The sequence below is a fragment of the Acidithrix sp. C25 genome (assembly GCF_904848545.2).
In genome coordinates, this window is sequence record NZ_CAJHCI020000001.1 from 137400 (window position 1) to 155647 (window position 18248).

General features: G+C 47.3%; 11 protein-coding genes. 8 read left to right on the top strand and 3 right to left on the bottom strand.

Annotation, left to right across the window (positions count from 1 at the left end; genetic code table 11):
- The first annotated feature begins 286 nt into the window (after nt 1-286).
- The 3 genes from ACIDITHRIX25_RS87235 to ACIDITHRIX25_RS87245 are packed head-to-tail and all read left to right on the top strand — an operon-like array spanning nt 287 to nt 1804.
- Nucleotides 287-520: a hypothetical protein gene (locus ACIDITHRIX25_RS87235; RefSeq protein WP_201732237.1), complete on the top strand. Its 234-nt coding sequence runs from the start codon at nt 287-289 to the stop codon at nt 518-520.
- A complete protein-coding gene (locus ACIDITHRIX25_RS87240; protein WP_201732238.1) occupies nt 480-1622 on the top strand; it encodes an IS1380 family transposase in 1143 nt (380 codons plus the stop codon). Before ACIDITHRIX25_RS87235 ends, ACIDITHRIX25_RS87240 begins: the two co-directional genes overlap by 41 nt.
- The gene (locus ACIDITHRIX25_RS87245) at nt 1583-1804 is read left to right on the top strand and encodes a hypothetical protein (protein WP_201732239.1); all 222 of its coding nucleotides are present in this window, start codon (nt 1583-1585) and stop codon (nt 1802-1804) included. The genes ACIDITHRIX25_RS87240 and ACIDITHRIX25_RS87245 overlap by 40 nt, the downstream gene beginning before the upstream one ends.
- 315 nt (nt 1805-2119) lie before the next feature.
- Here ACIDITHRIX25_RS87245 and ACIDITHRIX25_RS87250 read toward each other — a convergent pair whose 3' ends face one another.
- Both ACIDITHRIX25_RS87250 and ACIDITHRIX25_RS87255 read right to left on the bottom strand, forming a co-directional pair.
- Nucleotides 2120-2779 (bottom strand): pyridoxamine 5'-phosphate oxidase family protein, encoded by a 660-nt coding sequence (locus ACIDITHRIX25_RS87250; RefSeq protein WP_201732240.1) that lies wholly within the window; start codon nt 2777-2779, stop codon nt 2120-2122.
- A gap of 230 nt (nt 2780-3009) precedes the next feature.
- Entirely contained in the window at nt 3010-4566 is a 1557-nt protein-coding gene (locus tag ACIDITHRIX25_RS87255; RefSeq protein ID WP_200891137.1) for an aldehyde dehydrogenase family protein, read from the bottom strand.
- Between the two features lie 1127 nt (nt 4567-5693).
- Between ACIDITHRIX25_RS87255 and miaA the strand changes: the two genes are divergently transcribed.
- Nucleotides 5694-6620 carry a tRNA (adenosine(37)-N6)-dimethylallyltransferase MiaA gene (miaA, locus tag ACIDITHRIX25_RS87260; protein ID WP_201732241.1) on the top strand — a complete coding sequence of 309 codons (927 nt, stop codon included), beginning with the start codon at nt 5694-5696 and terminating at the stop codon, nt 6618-6620.
- Nucleotides 6621-7267: 647 nt separating this feature from the next.
- Entirely contained in the window at nt 7268-11917 is a 4650-nt protein-coding gene (locus ACIDITHRIX25_RS87265) for a PAS domain S-box protein (protein ID WP_201732242.1), read from the top strand.
- A 520-nt stretch (nt 11918-12437) separates the two neighbouring features.
- Here the strand turns inward: ACIDITHRIX25_RS87265 and ACIDITHRIX25_RS87270 are convergent.
- Nucleotides 12438-13985 (bottom strand): metallophosphoesterase, encoded by a 1548-nt coding sequence (locus ACIDITHRIX25_RS87270; protein ID WP_201732243.1) that lies wholly within the window; start codon nt 13983-13985, stop codon nt 12438-12440.
- Nucleotides 13986-14635: 650 nt separating this feature from the next.
- Here ACIDITHRIX25_RS87270 and dapF point away from each other — a divergent pair.
- The 3 genes from dapF to ACIDITHRIX25_RS87285 all read left to right on the top strand — a co-directional run bounded on the left by dapF (nt 14636) and on the right by ACIDITHRIX25_RS87285 (nt 18018).
- Nucleotides 14636-15541, top strand: coding sequence for a diaminopimelate epimerase (dapF, locus tag ACIDITHRIX25_RS87275; RefSeq protein ID WP_213333384.1), 906 nt, complete (start codon nt 14636-14638; stop codon nt 15539-15541).
- Nucleotides 15542-15568: 27 nt separating this feature from the next.
- On the top strand, nt 15569-16834 hold the full coding sequence (gene hflX, locus ACIDITHRIX25_RS87280) for a GTPase HflX (protein ID WP_082058345.1): 1266 nt from the start codon (nt 15569-15571) through the stop codon (nt 16832-16834).
- 74 nt (nt 16835-16908) lie between these two features.
- A complete protein-coding gene (locus tag ACIDITHRIX25_RS87285; protein ID WP_201732245.1) occupies nt 16909-18018 on the top strand; it encodes an aminotransferase class I/II-fold pyridoxal phosphate-dependent enzyme in 1110 nt (369 codons plus the stop codon).
- Nucleotides 18019-18248: the final 230 nt, after the last annotated feature.

Consider the following 18248-nt stretch of genomic DNA (forward strand, 5'->3'; position numbering starts at 1 on the left):
GTTGGTTCTTATTTTGAGGTTGATGCTCGAGGTAGGTTAGCTTAGGGATTTGTTTGGCGAACTTGGACCAAAGGGCAATTGTTCGCTCGTAGGCAATGTTTATATACCTGCTTAGCTCGAGCTTAGTGATTTTAGGGTTGAGTCACATAATCGATTTTAGTCTTAGCCTGGATCCACCGAAAATTTAGCCGCTCAACTTTGATTTTGGCATAGAAAAGGTGCTCTGAACTGGTAGAATGATGTTTGAAGACACTTCAAATCCATCAGTTCAAGGAGCACCTTTTAGATGCGAGCATCTACTAGTGCTTTAGAGTGTTTGATAGTCACCTTTGACGATTCGAACGCAGTTTCCAACAGTGGGTTAATACTCCCTATCACCCTTGCTGAGAGACTTGGCCTTAGGGATCTCTTTGATTTACACATTGACCTCGAGGATCGTCCTGGACGAGTAGATGTTGGCAGAAAAGCTATGGCTATCATTGCATCTATCTTGCATCGCATCTATCTTGGCCGGTGGTGATTGCATTGATGACACTGCAATCCTTGAAAGCCCAAATGCACAAGTGATTCTTGGTCAGATAATGCCAGCACCATCTAGGTTTGGTGTCTTCTTGCGTAGTTTTGAGACCAGCGACATCGCAGATGTTGAACGAGTTGCAGCTTTGTTGCTAAAACGAGCCTGGCTAGCTGGAGCAGGTCCAGGTGATGAGTCACTCACCATTGATGTTGATTCCACAATATGTCAGGTATATGGAAACAAAAAAGAAGGAGCTTACTTTGGTTATACCAAAGTAAGGGGATATAACCCACACCTAGCAGCAGTTGGTAAAACAGGTGACATTCTTGGAATAGTGACACGTGAAGGCAACGCCAATACCGCTCGTGGTGCCGGGGAGTTTGTAACCCAGGTAATCAACAATGCCAGAGCCGCTGGAGCAACTGGTGAAATAACCATGCGTTTTGACTCTGGGTTCTTCTCAAGAGCCGTTAGAGACGCAGCTAGTGCGGGTGATGTTCGCATTTGCATTACAACACGGATGTCCAAGAGACTAAAAGGTATCATCTCCGATATCCAAGAGGATGCCTGGACTTCAATTGTCTACTGGCTTGAAGGTGGAGCTGATGTAGCAGAAGTGAAATATCGCGCATTTGCAAGAGATAGACAAGACGTTCGTCTTATCGTACGAAGGGTCAAGCCTACTCCAGGGTCTCAGCTGGCACTATTTAGTGACTATGACTATCACGCATTTATTACCGATCGACAAGGCGAAACGCTTTTCCTTGAGGCTGATCACCGAGCACATGCCCAGATCGAACTAGTCATCAAGGATCTCAAAGGAGGTTCTAGGTGGAATCATGTTCCATCCCGATACAAGAACGCTAATGCCGTTTGGTTGGCTCTGGTCTGGTTAGCCATTGGTGCAATTGCACACAACCTGGCGCGGTGCAACTGCACAACCTGGCGCGGTGCAACTGCACAACCTGGCACGGTGCAACTGCACAACCTGGCACGGTGCAACTGCACAACCTGGCACGGTGCAACTGCACAACCTGGCACGGTGCAACTGCACAACCTGGCACGGTGCAACTGCACAACCTGGCACGGTTCACTGCACGAATAGGTGCTATTACAGAAACTGTAATAACCACACCAAAGCTTCGACGGTGTTACTTTCAGATCGCAGGACATATCACTCGTTCAGCTAGAAAAGTAATACTGCATCTTGAAGAACACTGGCACCATAAGGATAAGTTCTTAGAGGCTCTTGATCGGATCAGAAAGTTTGAGATCGCCATCACCTGAACATCTGGTTACCTAACACACTGAATATTACTTGAAACAACTGCTCTAGAAGACAAGGGATTAGGTCGCTATACCCAAAATGAGATTTCAGAATCTCAAAAATGACCAAAAAGGCTCAACCACAAAGGGAATAGGTCATATTTGGCACTCTGAAACCAGTTACGAGTCATAGACCCTCCGTCAAACCTAAATCAGTTCCGAAAAACCGACTTGGATTCACACCGAAGGGCTCAAGCTGGTCCAATTCTGTGGATTCAGGCTTAGGAGCGATGGCGGATTTTATTAATTCCAGGGGGTAATAGCGCCAAGTGTTGATTATCGAAGGAACTTTTCAGCGATCTTAGCTGGGTCCGTTGCTGGCGAAGGTGCTGGCGAAGGTGCGTTTTGTACATCGAAGCTTCGGTTGCCTAGATTGATCTTTGCGGTCCAAGTTGTTTTAGATTCCAGTTGTGAGAGTTCAGTTTTTGAGAATTTCAATAGAGCATCCTCGATTGCTACCTCGATAATTACGGTTTGTCGCATCTCCTTTTCGTTGGGTGCTCGCACTTGATCCCAGCGGCCAGGGAGGATGAAATCCGTCAGTTGTTTTAGTGCCTTTAGCTTTAGAGCAGAATTTACTATCTCTTTAGGCGAGCCTGCGATTAGTACACTTTTGTAGTCCATTGTGTGATCAAAGATGGAGTCTGGTAATACTAACGCAGAGGTGGCATTGATCAGAATTGTAATCTTTTGGTTTTTTAGAGATGCACGAATGATTGATGACGCTCTAGATCCATGGAGTAGGATCGTGTCACCAACTCTTGCATAGAGTGTTGGAACCATTTGGACGGTGCCGTCAATTTCTACGCCAATGGTGCAGGTCGCGTATTGATCTATGAATTGGTATATGGCATTTTGGTCATAACTTGTCTGATTTAAGTTACGACGGAATGCAAATGGATTTCGTTTAGCTCCTAGATCGAGTGGTGAATCCATTTATTTGCTCCAAAAATTAGATTGCAAAATTGATGTTAGTCGCCGTTTCACTGGCAAGTCACTGAAACTTTATAGTGCCCATCAAAGTTATGGCGAAGTGGTATCTCCTTCGAGAACCAAACGATTCATAGGGGCTCTGCGATGAATCAGGTGGCTATTGTGCTGAGTCGGATTTTATACCGCAATCTTCGATTAGTCACCTGATTCAAAGGTTTTGTGTTGGTGTTTTATTAGATGTTTGGATAGAGGTGGTAGTCGGGGAAGTTTCCAAATAGTCGTTCGCCAACCGGTCCTTCAGTAACGGCCTGTACTAGGTACTGACCTCCGACAAAGGCACCTTTCCAAGATGCTCCCGTGCCGCCAAAGGGCTCTTCGCGGTCGCCTCTTGAACGAGGTTGATTGATTCCTACTTTGTATGCATTTACCTCTTCGGCGAGACGTTTGGCTAGGTCGATATTGTCACAGGCAATCGAGGAGACCAATGCACCGTTGGAGACGTTCATGGCGCTTAGCATCTCAGCTGGCGTGTCCACGATAACTACTGTATCTACTGGTCCGAATGGTTCGGAGTGATAAAGTGCCGACGAACTCGGTGGGTTGAGTATGGAAACTGGGGCAAAATATGCATCCTTGTTTTGACCAGGAACGAACCTACTCTCTGCTAATTCTCCACGAAAGAGCGGGATACCTCCTTTTGCCATAGCCTCCTCGACCTTGAGTGCAAGTTCTCTCGCTTTGGTTGCATTGATTACGGGGCCGAAGTCAACATCGGGCAAGGGGTCGTTCACATTGGAGACGGCTAGGGGATTTCCGATGGTGAGGGAGTCGAGAACGGGAATATAGGTCTCTAGGAATTGATCAAAGAGGGACCTTTGTACGACAAATCTTGGGTACGCAGTGCATCGCTGTTTTGCATATTCGAACCCTTTTTTCATGTGACCCGAAAGCGTCTTCCAATCTGAGAAGTCCCAAATTCCCCAAGCATTAAGGCCTTCTTGCTCAAGCATGTGCCGCTTGTCGACTCTTACTAGTTCCGATGCGATCTGTCCTCCAGTATCCCTACCTCCTACGAAGGCGAGGCAGCCAATTTCGGGTGATCGAACTAAAACGGGGCTGAGACGTCCGCCAGAGCCAGAGACCAGAGTCACTGGTAGCCCTTCTTCGTTGGCGTAATGCATCGCCAAGGTAAGAGCTGCTACGCCACCATCAGTAGGAGACTTTGCGATAACGGCATTTCCAGCTAACATCTGCACAAACATTGAATGTGCTAATACCGAAAGCGGGTAATTCCATGAGGCAATGTTGGAGACTGGTCCTGGTAGTGGGGTGCGACCAGCCATCATGGCATCAATATTGTCTAGATACCATTCCACTCCTCCGGTGGTTCGATCCACCGAGGTGAGGGCCTGTCGATATGGCTTCCCAATCTCCCAGACAAGCAGGAGAGCTAGAAGTTCACGGTTCGCCTTGATTCTATCGATTGCCCGGCGAACTCGTTCTTTTCGTTCGCTTAGATCGACTAAGGACCAGTTTTGATGGTCTTTTACACAGGCGATCAGAGCCTGATGTGCGTCTTCTGCATCCAGCATTGAAGGTCCGATTATGGAGCTTGCATCAATCGATGAGATGGCGTTGTGTGGATGTCCAATACGTTGCCACTTGCCGTCCCAAAGGTTGTTGATCCTATCGCTCTCAAAGGCGGCTGGGGCTTCGGCCCTAGCACGAGCATATACTTCGTTCCAAGTTGCACCTGGTTTGATAAACTTCTCTTGATTTTGTATTGTCACACCTATATTGTTTCCGCTAGGTACAAAGTTTCAGGCCGCATATCAAGAAAAAGAGAACTTGTCAATACAAGTTTTTTTCGCATTTTTGTAAATGTCGACATCGCAATTGGCCAATACTAGCCAGATCGTCGTTTTCTACGCCACGGCTAGAATTGCCGCGAACTGGCGACAATGAAGATGGCGGGCGTTCTCGTTTCTGGCCAGGCGGTGTCCGGCGTTTAGGTGGCATGAGCGTAGTACTGGCTTTCTATCGAACTTAGGAACCAGTCGTTTAGTTGTCCTTGTGGCAAAACTCAGGGAACGGGAGTACGCCGAGGCCGAAAGGCGAAGACGAGAGTGCCGGATGTCACCACTGGGGCGGACTGGGGTGCATTAGCGATGAAGCTCTTGTAATGAGGGTGGAGCAAAGGCCCCAGGCGAACGGGCCGTAACGGACTAGTCAACCCAGCAGTGAGGATGAGCCAACACTGACGCGAACCGCCTTGAGAGTGTAGAGCCTCATGGTCTGCCGTGGTATTTAGTGGTGAAGTAAAGCGGTTCGACCACCAAGACCGAAAACATCACACCCATGACCAATTTAAAAGCAGCATCTCTAGCTATAAGATGACTCGCGCCCACAGTACTCTAGCTTAGCACGCTTCAAATTCGGAAATACAGTTAGCATTACTCACCAGAAAAGTCAGATTATTTCGCTGGTGAATAGGTCAACGAGTTTGACTTTAGAAGAGATTGAATCCTATCCGTTTTCGAACGATAGGGTGTTGCTTTCAGATGCGCTCGCTATTTGAATTGTATGGATTTGTTTTAAACTCAGCAAGATTTAAACCTAGCAAAATTCAAGAACAGCGAAATTCAACCCGGCATGGTTGATGGCTACATTGTCTTGTTGATTTGATTTTGCTCTTGAGCGGGGAGACTTGCCTTGAGTTATAGTCAAGTATTCGTATAGGTCCAAGCTCAATATGACTCGCTATAAATGGGGTAAAGCTGGCAGTGGGTTAGTGGAACTAACGGCGAGTAACTATGCAGCCCGAAGATGCTTGCCAGCTAAGAAATGAGGCTGGAGATGGATTTTGCACGTTATGTTGAAGATGCAAGTATGAACCGACTGGAGCGATCAAACCGAGATGTCAGAGCACCGAGGGACCAATGATCCACGAAAGATGGCCATTGTGGGCGCAACCGGTGTGGGAAAGACGGCTATTTCTATTGAGATTGCTCACGCATGGCCCAAAGTAGCTCTTCTTTCTTGCGATTCCATGGCTATCTATCGTTACATGGACATCGGGACTGCCAAACCTAGTGCTGACGAACTTGGTGGAATACACTATGGGTTGATCGACCTTGTCGATCCAGACGAAGAGTTTTCGATCGCTCAATTTCGCCAAGCCTCAAATTGGTATTTAGGGCAACTTTCTAGAGATGAGATCGCGCTCTTTGTTGGAGGATCAGGGCTTTACCACACTGCGGTCTTTGATAATCTAGAGATTCCTCCGAATAATCCAACAGTTAGAGCTTTTTTGGAAGAACAAGCGCTTGAGCGTGGCTTGGCCCCCCTTTGGGCGGACCTCGTCCGATTGGATCCGGTTGCATCCAGTAGGATTGACCCGAATAATTCGAGGCGAATTATTCGGGCTCTCGAAGTTATTGAAATTACTGGCCGAAGGTTTTCAGAATTTGGGGGAGGGGTAGATGCCTATCCTTTATCCAGTGGTGAGATAGTCGGAATCGAAACGGACCTTTTGAAGGCTCGAATTGACTTAGCGTATCGAATTGATCGATTGATTGACTATGGCTGGATTGAGGAGGCGCGGTGGCTCAAGGAGAACTTTGACCTGTCGCGGACTGCCCTTCATGCGATTGGCTATTTAGAGCTATTTAGATATATCGATGGCGCTCTCTCTCTTGAAGAAGCCAAGGAAGCCACTTTGACTAGGACGCTTCAATTCGCCAAAAGGCAACGATCTTGGTTCGGACGCGATCCTCGTATCGTTTGGTTTCGAGAGATTAAAGAAGCTCAAAAATATATCCTGGACCAAATCGACACCTTGTGACGTCTCAGCGATTTAGGACTCCCAGGGGCTCCCATTTGTCGGAATTATCCGCTGCCTTTGCTCAAAATGGCTAGCTTGTGGTGAATTCGCCGTGAATTCGCCTTCACTTTTCTAATAATTACCTGGGCTAATAATAAGTGGGCCCAGCATGAGTCAGAAGATCCCTCTATGCGACTGTTGGTCATAGAATCCACCGTCACTAGTTGCCTTTGTGCCTTGCATGGGAGAGCGTAGCTCGGGATCCATGGAGCTTTTGACGCTCGGGATATTTCTTAGCTTGGCTTTTGTATTCTTTATATTGAATCCGCGATTTGCTTGAATTATAGTGTTGGATGGTACTACTTTGAAAGCGTAGTACATTGGGTTTAGTTTATTGATATCTTTTTCTCCCCACAAGGTTTGGATCCATTATTTTGCCGATCGGATGATTTGGTCAAGGATCATTTTTTCTAAACGAATAGGTAATTCGTGACCTTCAATTCGCATTTGTATCGGTTTTGCTTCTCGGTGGCAGTAATGGGTGGGATGTTGGCACTTCAAGTTGGGGAATCCAAAGGAATTGGTTCGGAAATGGCTAAAGGAAATGGTTATCAGGAATCGATAATAATTTGAGAGGCCAAATGGTCGCAATGAGAAACGGCGTCTAAGTGATTGATTTCGAGAATTTGGAGCCCAGAGGTCATAAATTAACTAACGCGCCTCGTGAGATCATTGCCGGGGCGATAGACAGTTTTGTTGACTTCTTCTTTAGCTCGTACTCCAAGTTTTCTCATGTGGCGGATATATTTAGCCTCCTGACGCCCGAGGAGACCGAGAATTTACGGCACCAATTTGTTAAACTTTTAATCGACCTGCTTGATCCACAAAAGACGGTGGAAGATCTCCTTGGTCTCTTCGGCGGACTCGGTCAAGCGCATGCGACCATTGGAGTTCGACCGGCTTGGACTATTGCGTTGAATCACCAATTGATCGAGATGCTTTCGACCCACCTTTTAGGAGGAGGCATTGCTCGCCCGCTGGTTGACGAGTATTGTTTTGGCGTATCTATGCGCCTTGACATGTTGATCAAGTCTGTATTTGATAGCGAGACCGCGATCGAAGAGGAGCTGGATTTACTGTTCGATCGCGTAAGCGAGATGGTGGCTCAAGCGAGTACCTCGGCTGATTTGATAAGAAATTTTCTAGGACTGCTTCATGGCCTCGATGGTGTTGATATGGTTGCATTTGGACGACCTGATGGTAACGGGGTTGTCCAGTACGAGTATTATGTGGGCGATAAATTCTCAAAATATCAAAGACAAATGGAGCTAGGAAATGTCTCGCCGATCTCGGTCCGATCGAGTGCTGCTTCGGGGATGGGACCTAGCGGAAGATCGTTTCGATCTGGTCGCGTAGAGGTCTGCAACTCGATTGCAATGGATCCAGGAATGGCTCCTTGGAGAGAGGATCTAATCTCTCTTGGATTGCGCTCGGGAGTCGGGCTTCCAGTTACAGCTGGCAATGGTGATGTTGTTGCGGTCATAAATGGATATTCCAGGGTTCTTGGGTATTTTGGTATGAATCGCAGGCGGCGTATTCTAGAACACGTCTGCCACCTATTTAGTGACGCACTTTCTCGGCTGGATAGTTCGGATCTGATAATTTCCCATGGCGAGCGTAAACTTTTTAGATCGTTACTCTATGGTGGTGGACTTGAGATCGTCTATCAACCTATCGTCAACTTACGCAGTGGTGATCTCTATAAGGTTGAAGCGCTAGCTCGCCTTCGAGATTCGAATGGAGAGTTGTTGTCGCCGGCGCGATTCCTTCGTGCCTTTGGATCGGATGACCTATTTTATCTATTTGAACAGGGCTTGAATACTGGTCTGTCTGCTATCTTGGCCTGGAGAAGACATGGTCTTTCATGTGGCCTTAGCGTAAATTTTCCGCCTCAGGGCATGTTCGATGATAGATATATAAAGAGCATCGAACGCAACCTTAGCGAGTCTGGTGTCGATCCTTATCTTTTGACCCTTGAGCTTACAGAGGATGAAGATCTTCTGCTAGGCGATGGTCTTTCTTCCACAGTTTTACATCGCGCTCGCGCTATGGGGGTCCACCTTGCACAAGATGACCTAGGGGCTGGATACAGCTCGCTTTTGCGTCTTGAGAGTGTCGGCTTTGATGAAGTAAAGATCGACCAAGAGCTAATTAGATCTCCAACCGACGTTGCGCATTCTGTAGACTTGGTGGCGCATTTGACAGATTTAGCCCATGACCTTGGAATGCGTGTCGTAGTAGAGGGTCTCGAAAACGACTCCCTGGTAGAGGCCGTGGCTATCTTGGGTGCGGACTTCGGGCAAGGTTACGGTTTGGGCCATCCGGTTAGTTTTGAGGGTATTGTTGAGTGGTCTAACCGCTTTCGATATGACGAGCCAGCTGCTAGTGTTCGCACTTCACTTGGAGCGCTGGCCTATCTTAGAAAATGGTCCAGACGGGTAATTGCTCTGGAGACTTTTCTGAAGTCAATCGATGTGAGCGATCTGGTCTCAGATCTTAAATTGAGGATAGGTGGCTTAAACAGCGACCTCATAGATCGGAGAATCTTAGAATTTGTCGAGGATTCTAGGCAAAATGCTGGCCTAGGTTCACTCTTGCGTTTAGAGGAAGACCTAGCTCGATTGATAAATCTCAATTTAGAGATCTCTCGATCGATGCCTGCGCCAACCGCGCACGAGGGATCAGCCTTTGAACTTTCTACTTTAAATTCTATTTCACTACGCCAAATGAAGGATCTCCATTCTCTTCAGGGCCGATTGCTCGCAGAGATTGAAGAGGGCATTTCTCCATCTCAAGTCGTCGAGGATGCATTGATCGAGATTGAGAAGTTGATTCCTGGCTCCATGGCGAGCGTTCTAATCTTGGATGATGACGCGAATCTTAATGTTGCTTGGTCTCCAAGCTTGCCTCCGCTTAAATGGCCTTTGCTTAGTGGCCTTAGTATTTCGAACTTTAATGGATTAGATGGTCTTGCAATTCTTCAAAACAAGGAGATCTTTGTAAGCAATGTCCGATCTGACCCGGGATGGAGCGATCTTCGAGAAGCAGTTGAAATCCTTGGAATCTCAGCCTGCTGGTCGGTTCCCCTGAGGGAGAACTCGGCCGATACTATTGGAGTACTCTCGATTTTTATATTTAATGAGGGGATTGTTCGAGAGTTTGACTCGATGTTGTTGCAGATGGTTGGTTCGATTATCTCTCTATGTTTGAAACTCAAGAAGGCCGATGAGATAGGTGCAAGTCGCCAGGAGTTTTTGTCGACACTTTTTGAACTTCCAACTGCTTATAAGTTTTCAATAAGAGCTAGTGATGGCGGAATCGTCCAAGCTAATCGTGAAGCCATCGATCGTTTTGGTTATAAAGAAGATGTAATAAGGACCCTTAGTGTCTTTGATTTAATCCCGGAGTTGGATAGAAGACGTTCGTTAGTCCTTCAATTTCGTTACGGCGTCACAAGTGAGTGGGCGGGAGAGCTTGTCGTCCGTGATCATCTAGGTGGTAGCTTTCGCATGCATTACCATACGGCTCTCCATGGCGAGGGAGAGGATGCCGAGCTCTTTCTGGCACTTGTTGAGTTTCGAGACGGGGATGAATTAGTCGCTCAATTTAGACATGAAAGAACTTTAAATGATCGAATTATGGCTTCGGTGGCTGCATCAGTTATGGTCTTGGACAAAAGGGGCCAAATCACACGATTTAATCGTGGGGCCGAACTTCTAACTGGCCGTAGTAGCCATGAAGTACTTGCGAACCCTGAATTATGGAGAAGCTGGATCGACCCGAAGGACCAAACTCTAATTGAGGAGACCTTTCTTAGGGTTATGAAACATGGTGACTCCGGGGTAAACGAGGTGTGGCACCATCATCTAGATGGGACGAAACGACTGGTGGAGATGCACTACACGTCGGTATTGCAGGAGCTTGGCGACTCCAATGCAGCCATTGTCATCTATGGCATTGACGTCACCGAAAGGAGTCGTAATGCCGCTCTGGTCCGCGACGACTTGGACTTTATCGCTCAGGTTATAGAGGCAATTCCCAAGCTGATCTTTGTCTTGGATCGCTCTGGTCGAGTTATACGTTGTAATCGCGTTGTCTTGGAGTTCACGGGGACTTCACTGGAGGAGATAATGCGAGAGCCATTTCGGATAGTCGAATACTTTTCTCCAGAGGCACAACCGGTGGTTCGAGCATGGTTTGTGGACGCATTGGCTGGCAACGTGAGCCAAAAAACTATATCAGCTTGGATTCGCGGAGACGGTGAGCGTCGGGTTATCGAGTGGATCAATAGTGCAATCTATGATCTTGATGGCCTGGCCTCGTCCTTTGTTATTGTAGGAACGGATATCACCGAGGCTCGGATCGCCGAGAAGCAACTTCAAAAGGCAGCAGTGGTCTTTGAACATACCTCCGAAGCCATTGTGATAGTTGACGCTGATTCCCGAATAATTGACATAAACCCTGCCTGCGTACGAATGACTGGTTTCCAACGTGAGGATTTAATTGGCCAGAGTTCTCGTTTTCTCGCTAGTGAGTCTGCGGACTTCACCTTTTATGATTACATGAACACCCAATTGCGATCCGAGGGCCACTGGAGTGGATCGCTGGAGCAAAGGCGTAAGGATGGGTCAACTTTTTCGGCCTTTGTCAACATCTCCACCATATTTGGGAAACGAGGTGCGCCCGAACTTTATGTTGTGCTCTTTTCTGACATCTCGGATTTGATGGACTATCAAAGCCGACTGGCTAAATTGGCATATTTTGACCACCTAACCAATCTTCCAAATAGAAGTCTCGTCGGAGAAAAGATGGCCGACCAGTTAGCCCTTAATCGGCGCTTTGGCGGTATGACTGCATTGGCATTTTTGGACCTTGATAACTTTAAGCCCGTCAATGACAGGTATGGCCATAGGACCGGGGATGAATTGCTGATTACATTGGCTAGGAGGATTGAGTCCGCAATTCGCGAGGTTGATACTGTAGCGCGAATCGGAGGGGACGAATTTGTATGCATTTTAGGGTCTATCGATGAAATAGAGGTTGCTAGTGAGATTATTGGCCGGATAATGCAGGCCATTGGAGCTCCAGTTGCAATCAATGAAGAGTGTACTCAGTGGGTGACGATAACCGCCTCTATTGGCGTTTCATTTTCTAAGACGGGTAACGATGATCCTGATGCGCTATTGAGGCGTGCGGACCATTTGATGTATGAAGCAAAGCGCCGTGGGGGGAATTGCTATGTCTTTGAAGGTGAATGACTCCAAGGAACTCTAAAGATATGATCCATCTTTAGTGACGTGGTCAAACAAAGTTGGATTTATGATCTTGGCCGAGATTCTTTGAATTAGGCAATCTCCCCACCCATGAGTGGTAATTGTCTAAAGTGCTGGCAGATTTGCTAAGGGTGATCAAGTGATAGTTTTTGGCTTCTTGGCTGGGAGACCAAGGTCCGATATCGATCAGCTAAGAATATAGATCAAGCAACTACGCCAATCGAACGATGCATGCCTTTATGGCGCCGTCCAAAGGCCGCTTCCGAAAAGGTTATTGATCAAATCGCAAGACATGGCATCATAACGGTAAGCAGCGTAGCATTTGATGTTTTTTCACCAGAGGATTACGCGTGAGAGGGTCAAAACTGAGAAATGGCTTGCTCGTGCACCCGCTTGGCTATTTTGTCACCTTTGGTTGCCAACGGCTGGGGGCGTTGATGAGGTGTGGCAAGATTTGAGCAACGAGAATGATCGCCGAGACCGATTTAAACAGAACTAGATGGACCTAGTCGATGGCTCCAAACCATAGACGAACGTTTTGGTCCTCTGGGGCTCCTTCTAGGAATGAGTCGATTCCGATGTAGGGCGAGTTTGCTGCTATGAGCTGGTGCCAGCTTGCTAAGTCGTAGATGCTCGTTATCGTCTTTGGCTTAGCAGAATTGGAATGATGCATCGTAAGTTCTACCTCGATTTCGCCATTCTCATAATCGTAGATCGAGGCTTCGCGGATAGAACAGGGCCAGTCCATCATTGAAGCGGAGGTGATCTGAAAGAGTCCAGTGTCAGCTCTATTTGGATTAGGGATTGCTAGAATTCGGTTTTCATGGGTATGACCGCAGAACCAAAGGCGAATTTGGCGATAACTGTGAATAAGATCAACTAAGGATGACCTTGTTACCTCCGGGTTGCCATTGAAGTCGATCTCATCTAGGCCATGGTGAGAGACGATGATGCCAATGGGTGATGGGGATTGGATCTCATCGAAGCTTTGAGCAAGCGCTGATTTGAGCCATTCAAATTGCTCGTTGTCAATGCCTCCCCTGGCACCACCAGATCGAACAGCGGTGTCCAAAAAGATATAAACGATTCCTTTGATCCGATCGAGATGGACGAAGTTGAAGTTGGCTTCGAGTCCGCCTTTATCTAGGAAGCCGTGGCCGTTAGGAAGGCCAGGAGTTTCTCTAATCATCTCTATGAATTCGTGAGATTGAATTAGTCGGCGCTGGGAGCTTGGCTCGACTGGGCGTCTTTCCGCCTTTGAAAAGACCGTGGACGGATCGGTCTCGAACTTCCTTGAGGCCACAAGGTAGTCGATGTTGTCTCCAAAGTCAAATGCTTTTTGGCCTCCAACCGCGAGGGCATTTGAAGCCTCGGTGCAAGCTCCCATTCCTTGGATAAGAACTTCGTGATTTCCGTTGGAGAGCAGCCACGGTACCAATAGCCCTTGGTTTGGGTATTTGTCATTGATTGCTTTGAATAGGCCCTCTAGGGTGGGGTAGCCTAGTTCGGATTTAGGTTGGTCGTCGATAGAATCTGGGTGCCAAAAGAAGTCATCGTTCCACTCCGTTGACTGAACCCCAAAGTATTGGCCGAAGGTCTTTTTGAGCTCCAATGCTTCACCACTAAGTAGACTGAGCAAAGTTTCGGCTTCGTTTGCTTGTGAGTTGTCGATGGTGTCGCCAGTTATCAAACACATATCAATCGAACTCTTCGAAGAGAGTTCGTTGATGTATGCAATTGCTTGAGCGATCGCAAAGGGGATTAGGGTTTCTTGAGCCCTGTGACCCGGAAAGAGATCTTTGGCACTTGCGATTCCAAATAGCTTATTGACAAATTCAAACCGTGTCGGGGAGGAAGGATCACAGAGTTGGAAGTCTGTGATGTGAACCAGCCGAGCGCGAGGCTCACTTGGCCTAGGTGAAGCGAACTTGCTATGGAGATCTTCGCGGTCGAGGTGAGGCTGGCCTTCGATGGCTCTAAGAGCCAGGAACTCCCGTGACCTGCCCGTTTGAATGACCTCTCCCTCGGATAGTCTCTCCAGCGAAGTGTCCATCTTTTTTACTCCTAGTTGTTTGGATCCTGATCCATAAAACTCTAAATCCGTTTTCAAGATAGCCTTTAGGTCGCTTGAAGGATATCTTTGGAGCTGTTCCCTATTAGAAGCAGAGGTTTTGGCTTTTCTTTGTCTCTTTTGATCCATCAAGAGTCACTAGAGCGTCTCGATCCGTATCTATCGATTCAACAAGTATCTCGATTTGAGAAGTATCTCTAGTTGATGAGACGCTCATAAAGTTTCTAAACCTGGAAAAGGCGCTTGGTATCTTAGCTGCATATATGAGATGGGGATCAACATAATAGCTGTGATACTTTCAAGATCAGGTTGACGATTGTACCTAAGCGGGGTGTGCCATGGGGGTGGTTCAATCTAACTCCTGAAGGTGAATCTCTAACGCCTTTCTCTAATGTAACATTCAATTATGTCTGGATTAATAAAAGGGTAAAGTTGCATTAAATTTAGATCAAATCTTTCATAAGATTAGCTGAACTATCGCGCCCAGTTCGTTCAAGGAGAAATCTGGACCTAATGATATTTTGGAGTCCGTCGACAATCTTCCAACCCGGTATCGCTTTCAATTGATCCTGGCTGTAATCGGTGACTTACGAGTACTCGTTGTAATATCATGAAGTAGTCGGTTCAAAGTTATGCTTGTAGTGGTGAACAATTTGCGCTCCTTATATAAATTCGAAGGGCTCGGTAACGATTTTCTAGTCACCTTTATCGATTCAAATAATGATCTCCCAGATGACATCTCAAAGCGAGTTGTCTCACTTTTGGATCGCAGGCATGGAGTAGGCGCAGACGGGCTGATAGTCGGATTTGTTGACGAAAGCTCGCGTCTAAATATGAGACTTTTTAATGCCGATGGCTCGGAAGCAGAAATCAGCGGGAATGGTATTCGATGCTTGGCTCATGCAAGTAGGAAGTTTGCAATTCTGAACGATGATCACTTTGATATCTCTACCAAAGGAGGAGTTCGCTCGATCTCTGTGCTAGGGGATCCGAAAGATACGAGATGTGAATTTTCGGTTTCGATGGGCGAGGTATCCGTGGTGGGAGAGGTCTTTTCACGTTCCTACTCCTTTTTGGGAGTTGACTGGATGGGAACTGTGCTAAATGTGGGCAATCCCCATTTGGTATTAGTCCCCAAACTAGAGTCAACTGGGTCGATATCACGCAGCGGAGTTAGTAAAGAGATCTTTCATAACTTGGATATCCAAAGGTATGGTTTGGATCTTCAAGGCGAATTTGACGGTGGAATCAATGTAGAGTGGCTCAATCTTGCTCAAATTGGTGACACATTGTCAGATTTCGTCGATATGCGCGTCTTTGAACGCGGGGTAGGTGTAACTTTAGCTTGTGGATCAGGTTCGACGGCGAGCGCGTACTTGCTGATCTCTCAAGGTATGGTCCAAAATCCAGTCGAGGTAATAAATCCTGGTGGTCGTGTTGGTGTCTTCTATGATGAAAAAAGTGGCGAGACTATATTAAACGGGGAGAGCAATTTTATTGGTACAATCGAAACATCCCACGAGGTATTTTCCTTGTGAAGCCATTTCTTGGTTTGAAGTAGTCAAATGACATTAATTGAACGTAGTTTTAGGGAGAAGATTGTGCTTGTCGGCGCAGTCTTCCCTGGGGATTCACCAATGGCAGTTGAGGAGTCGCTTACTGAGTTGGCACTTCTTGTCGATACTGCGGGGGCCGACGTAGTTGGCCGTCTTACTCAGCGCATGGCCGCTCGGGATCCAGGGTATTTCCTTGGAAAGGGAAAGGTTGAAGAACTCAAGGAGCTTTCATATGCAACTGATTGCGATACTGTTATCTTTGACGATGAGCTAACTCCGGCTCAACAGCGGAATCTTGAAAAGGTTCTTGGTAGGACTGCAATCGACAGAACCGCACTGATCTTGGATATCTTCGCACAAAATGCAAAGTCGATGGAGGGTAAAGCCCAAGTCGAATTGGCGCTTTTGAGTTATCGTCTTCCACGTCTACGGGGTAGAGGGATCTCGCTTTCCCAGCAGACCGGTAGGATCGGAACGCGAGGTCCAGGCGAGACCAAACTTGAAGAGGATCGCCGTAGAATTCAGGCCCGGATATCACGCCTCAAACATCAATTGGATGACTATGCAAAGAATAGGCGAGTCCAAGCATCTTCGCGGGTGGCATCAAGAACTCAGACTGCTTCTTTAGTTGGCTACACCAATGCAGGGAAGTCGTCATTGATAAATGCTCTGTGTGATTCGGATGTCTTTGTAGAGAACAAGTTGTTTGCAACGCTCGACACTCGAACCCGTAGGATGTTGCTCCCAGGTGGCGAGGGGTTTCTGCTCTCGGATACCGTCGGCTTTATAAAGAAGTTGCCACACCAATTAATCGAGTCCTTTAGGTCAACCCTCGAGGTCGTTCGTGAGTCAGACTTCTTGCTACATGTCGTAGATGCAACTTCACCGGATCCTCACGGTCAGATGCGTGCGGTTCGGGAGGTTCTGATTGAAATAGATGCTGAGAACGTTCGCGAATTATTGGTCTTTAATAAGATTGACTTAGTCGAAGACCTATCGACTTTGCGGCTGGACTTTCCTCAAGCTGTATTTGTATCGGCGGTTCGTGGTGATGGCTTGGAGGAACTTCGTCTTCAAATTGCTGCATTGATAAGGGAACAGACCAAGATCTATTATCTCAAAATCGCCCTATCTAGAGGGGATATTTTAGCTCGACTCCATAGTGAGGGTGAGATTCTATCTATGACCTCAACCGACGAAGGCTATGAGATAACAGCACGTTTAGATAGTGGAAGTCTTGGTCTCTTTGAGGAGTTTGTCGTTCCGTCACTTTGACTTCGGTCCAACTCTCAGTTTTGATGCCTCAACAACGTTTCATTCTATGGATATGAGGATCTATTGTCTTTAATATGACTAGTGGTTTTGTTCCTCCTCCATATCCTCATGATCGTCTCGGTGAGATTAAAAAACTGCCAATCGAAGCCGGTCTGGAGGTCGTTGATCTCTCGATCGGAACTCCGATCGACCCCCTTCCTGATTTTGTCGGTGAGCTCTCCTCTCAACTTGTGAGTGCGCGTGGTTATCCAAGTTCGATTGGATCGGCTGACCTTAGAGATGCCTGTTTAAAGTGGAATTATGAGCGACTCGGAGTTGAACTAGAGGCAAATCAGCTAGCGGCTTGTGTCGGACTCAAGGAGTTTGTGGCATCGACCCCTAATTATCTGCGGTTGCGAACCCCAGATCGCGATGTTGTGTTGTATCCCCAGGTGTCCTATCCTACCTATGCAATGGGGGCGCTTCTCGGTGGATGTACACCCATCGCAGTACCCCTCTTGCCCTCAGGTGAGCTTAACCTTGGAGCCATCGACGAGGCGATCTTGGAGAGGACTCTCTGTCTGTGGGTCAATTCGCCTTCGAATCCGGCTGGAGCGGTGAGCGATTTATCCCGCGCAGTTGCCATCGGGCGAAGATTTGGATTTGTGGTCATCTCTGATGAGTGTTACGTTGAATTCACTTGGGACGGTCCGCCTAGAACGATATTAGAGCACGGAACTCAAGATTTGCTAGCTATACACTCTCTCTCTAAGCGATCAAACTTTGCAGGTGGTCGAGTTGGCTTTTATGCTGGAGATGCCACTCTGGTTGAATACCTAGCCGAGGTGAGAAAACATGGCGGCTTGATGATCCCTGGTCCGATGCAGGCTATTGCAACCAAGTTGCTTGGAGACCAAGTTCACGTAAACCACCAAGCAAACATATATCGAGAGAGATTGACGATCTTGCTAGAGATCGTTGAGAGGCTTGGCTATTTAGCGACATTTCCCCAAGGTGGTTTTTACATTTGGTTACATGGCCAGGACAACGAGGATGGTTTTGCCATCGCCGCCGCATTCGCCAAGGCGACAGGGATTATTGGCAGTCCAGGAGAGTTCTATGGTCAAAGTAGTCGTAACTATCTTCGCCTGGCAGCTGTGGCACCAACTCAAACACTCTTTGGGATCTTAGAGAGATTGCGCTAGCACGTGGACTTTTAGGGCTGCCGTTTGGAGCTGTCGAACCCAAAAAGGCTGTGGTCTTGTTTTGGAACTTCCCTTGAGATCTTACCAAGCAGCTCTACTAAGAGATTCTAGAAATTGGGGGCTGGCCTTTTTGCCTTAGCAATGGCCATGAGAATTATCCTATTTGTCGAATTGTAATTGTTTGGTTGGGCCCAAATGCGACTTGTGTGACATTGGCCTTGGTAGTGTGA

Bases quoted from the DNA above. Each gene is read 5' to 3' on its own strand.
- ACIDITHRIX25_RS87250 (WP_201732240.1), bottom strand. From the start codon at position 2,779: ATGGATTCACCACTCGATCTAGGAGCTAAACGAAATCCATTTGCATTC.
- miaA (WP_201732241.1), top strand. From the start codon at position 5,694: ATGTCAGAGCACCGAGGGACCAATGATCCACGAAAGATGGCCATTGTG.
- ACIDITHRIX25_RS87285 (WP_201732245.1), top strand. From the start codon at position 16,909: ATGACTAGTGGTTTTGTTCCTCCTCCATATCCTCATGATCGTCTCGGT.
- hflX (WP_082058345.1), top strand. From the start codon at position 15,569: ATGACATTAATTGAACGTAGTTTTAGGGAGAAGATTGTGCTTGTCGGC.
- ACIDITHRIX25_RS87270 (WP_201732243.1), bottom strand. From the start codon at position 13,985: ATGGACACTTCGCTGGAGAGACTATCCGAGGGAGAGGTCATTCAAACG.
- ACIDITHRIX25_RS87235 (WP_201732237.1), top strand. From the start codon at position 287: ATGCGAGCATCTACTAGTGCTTTAGAGTGTTTGATAGTCACCTTTGAC.
- dapF (WP_213333384.1), top strand. From the start codon at position 14,636: ATGCTTGTAGTGGTGAACAATTTGCGCTCCTTATATAAATTCGAAGGG.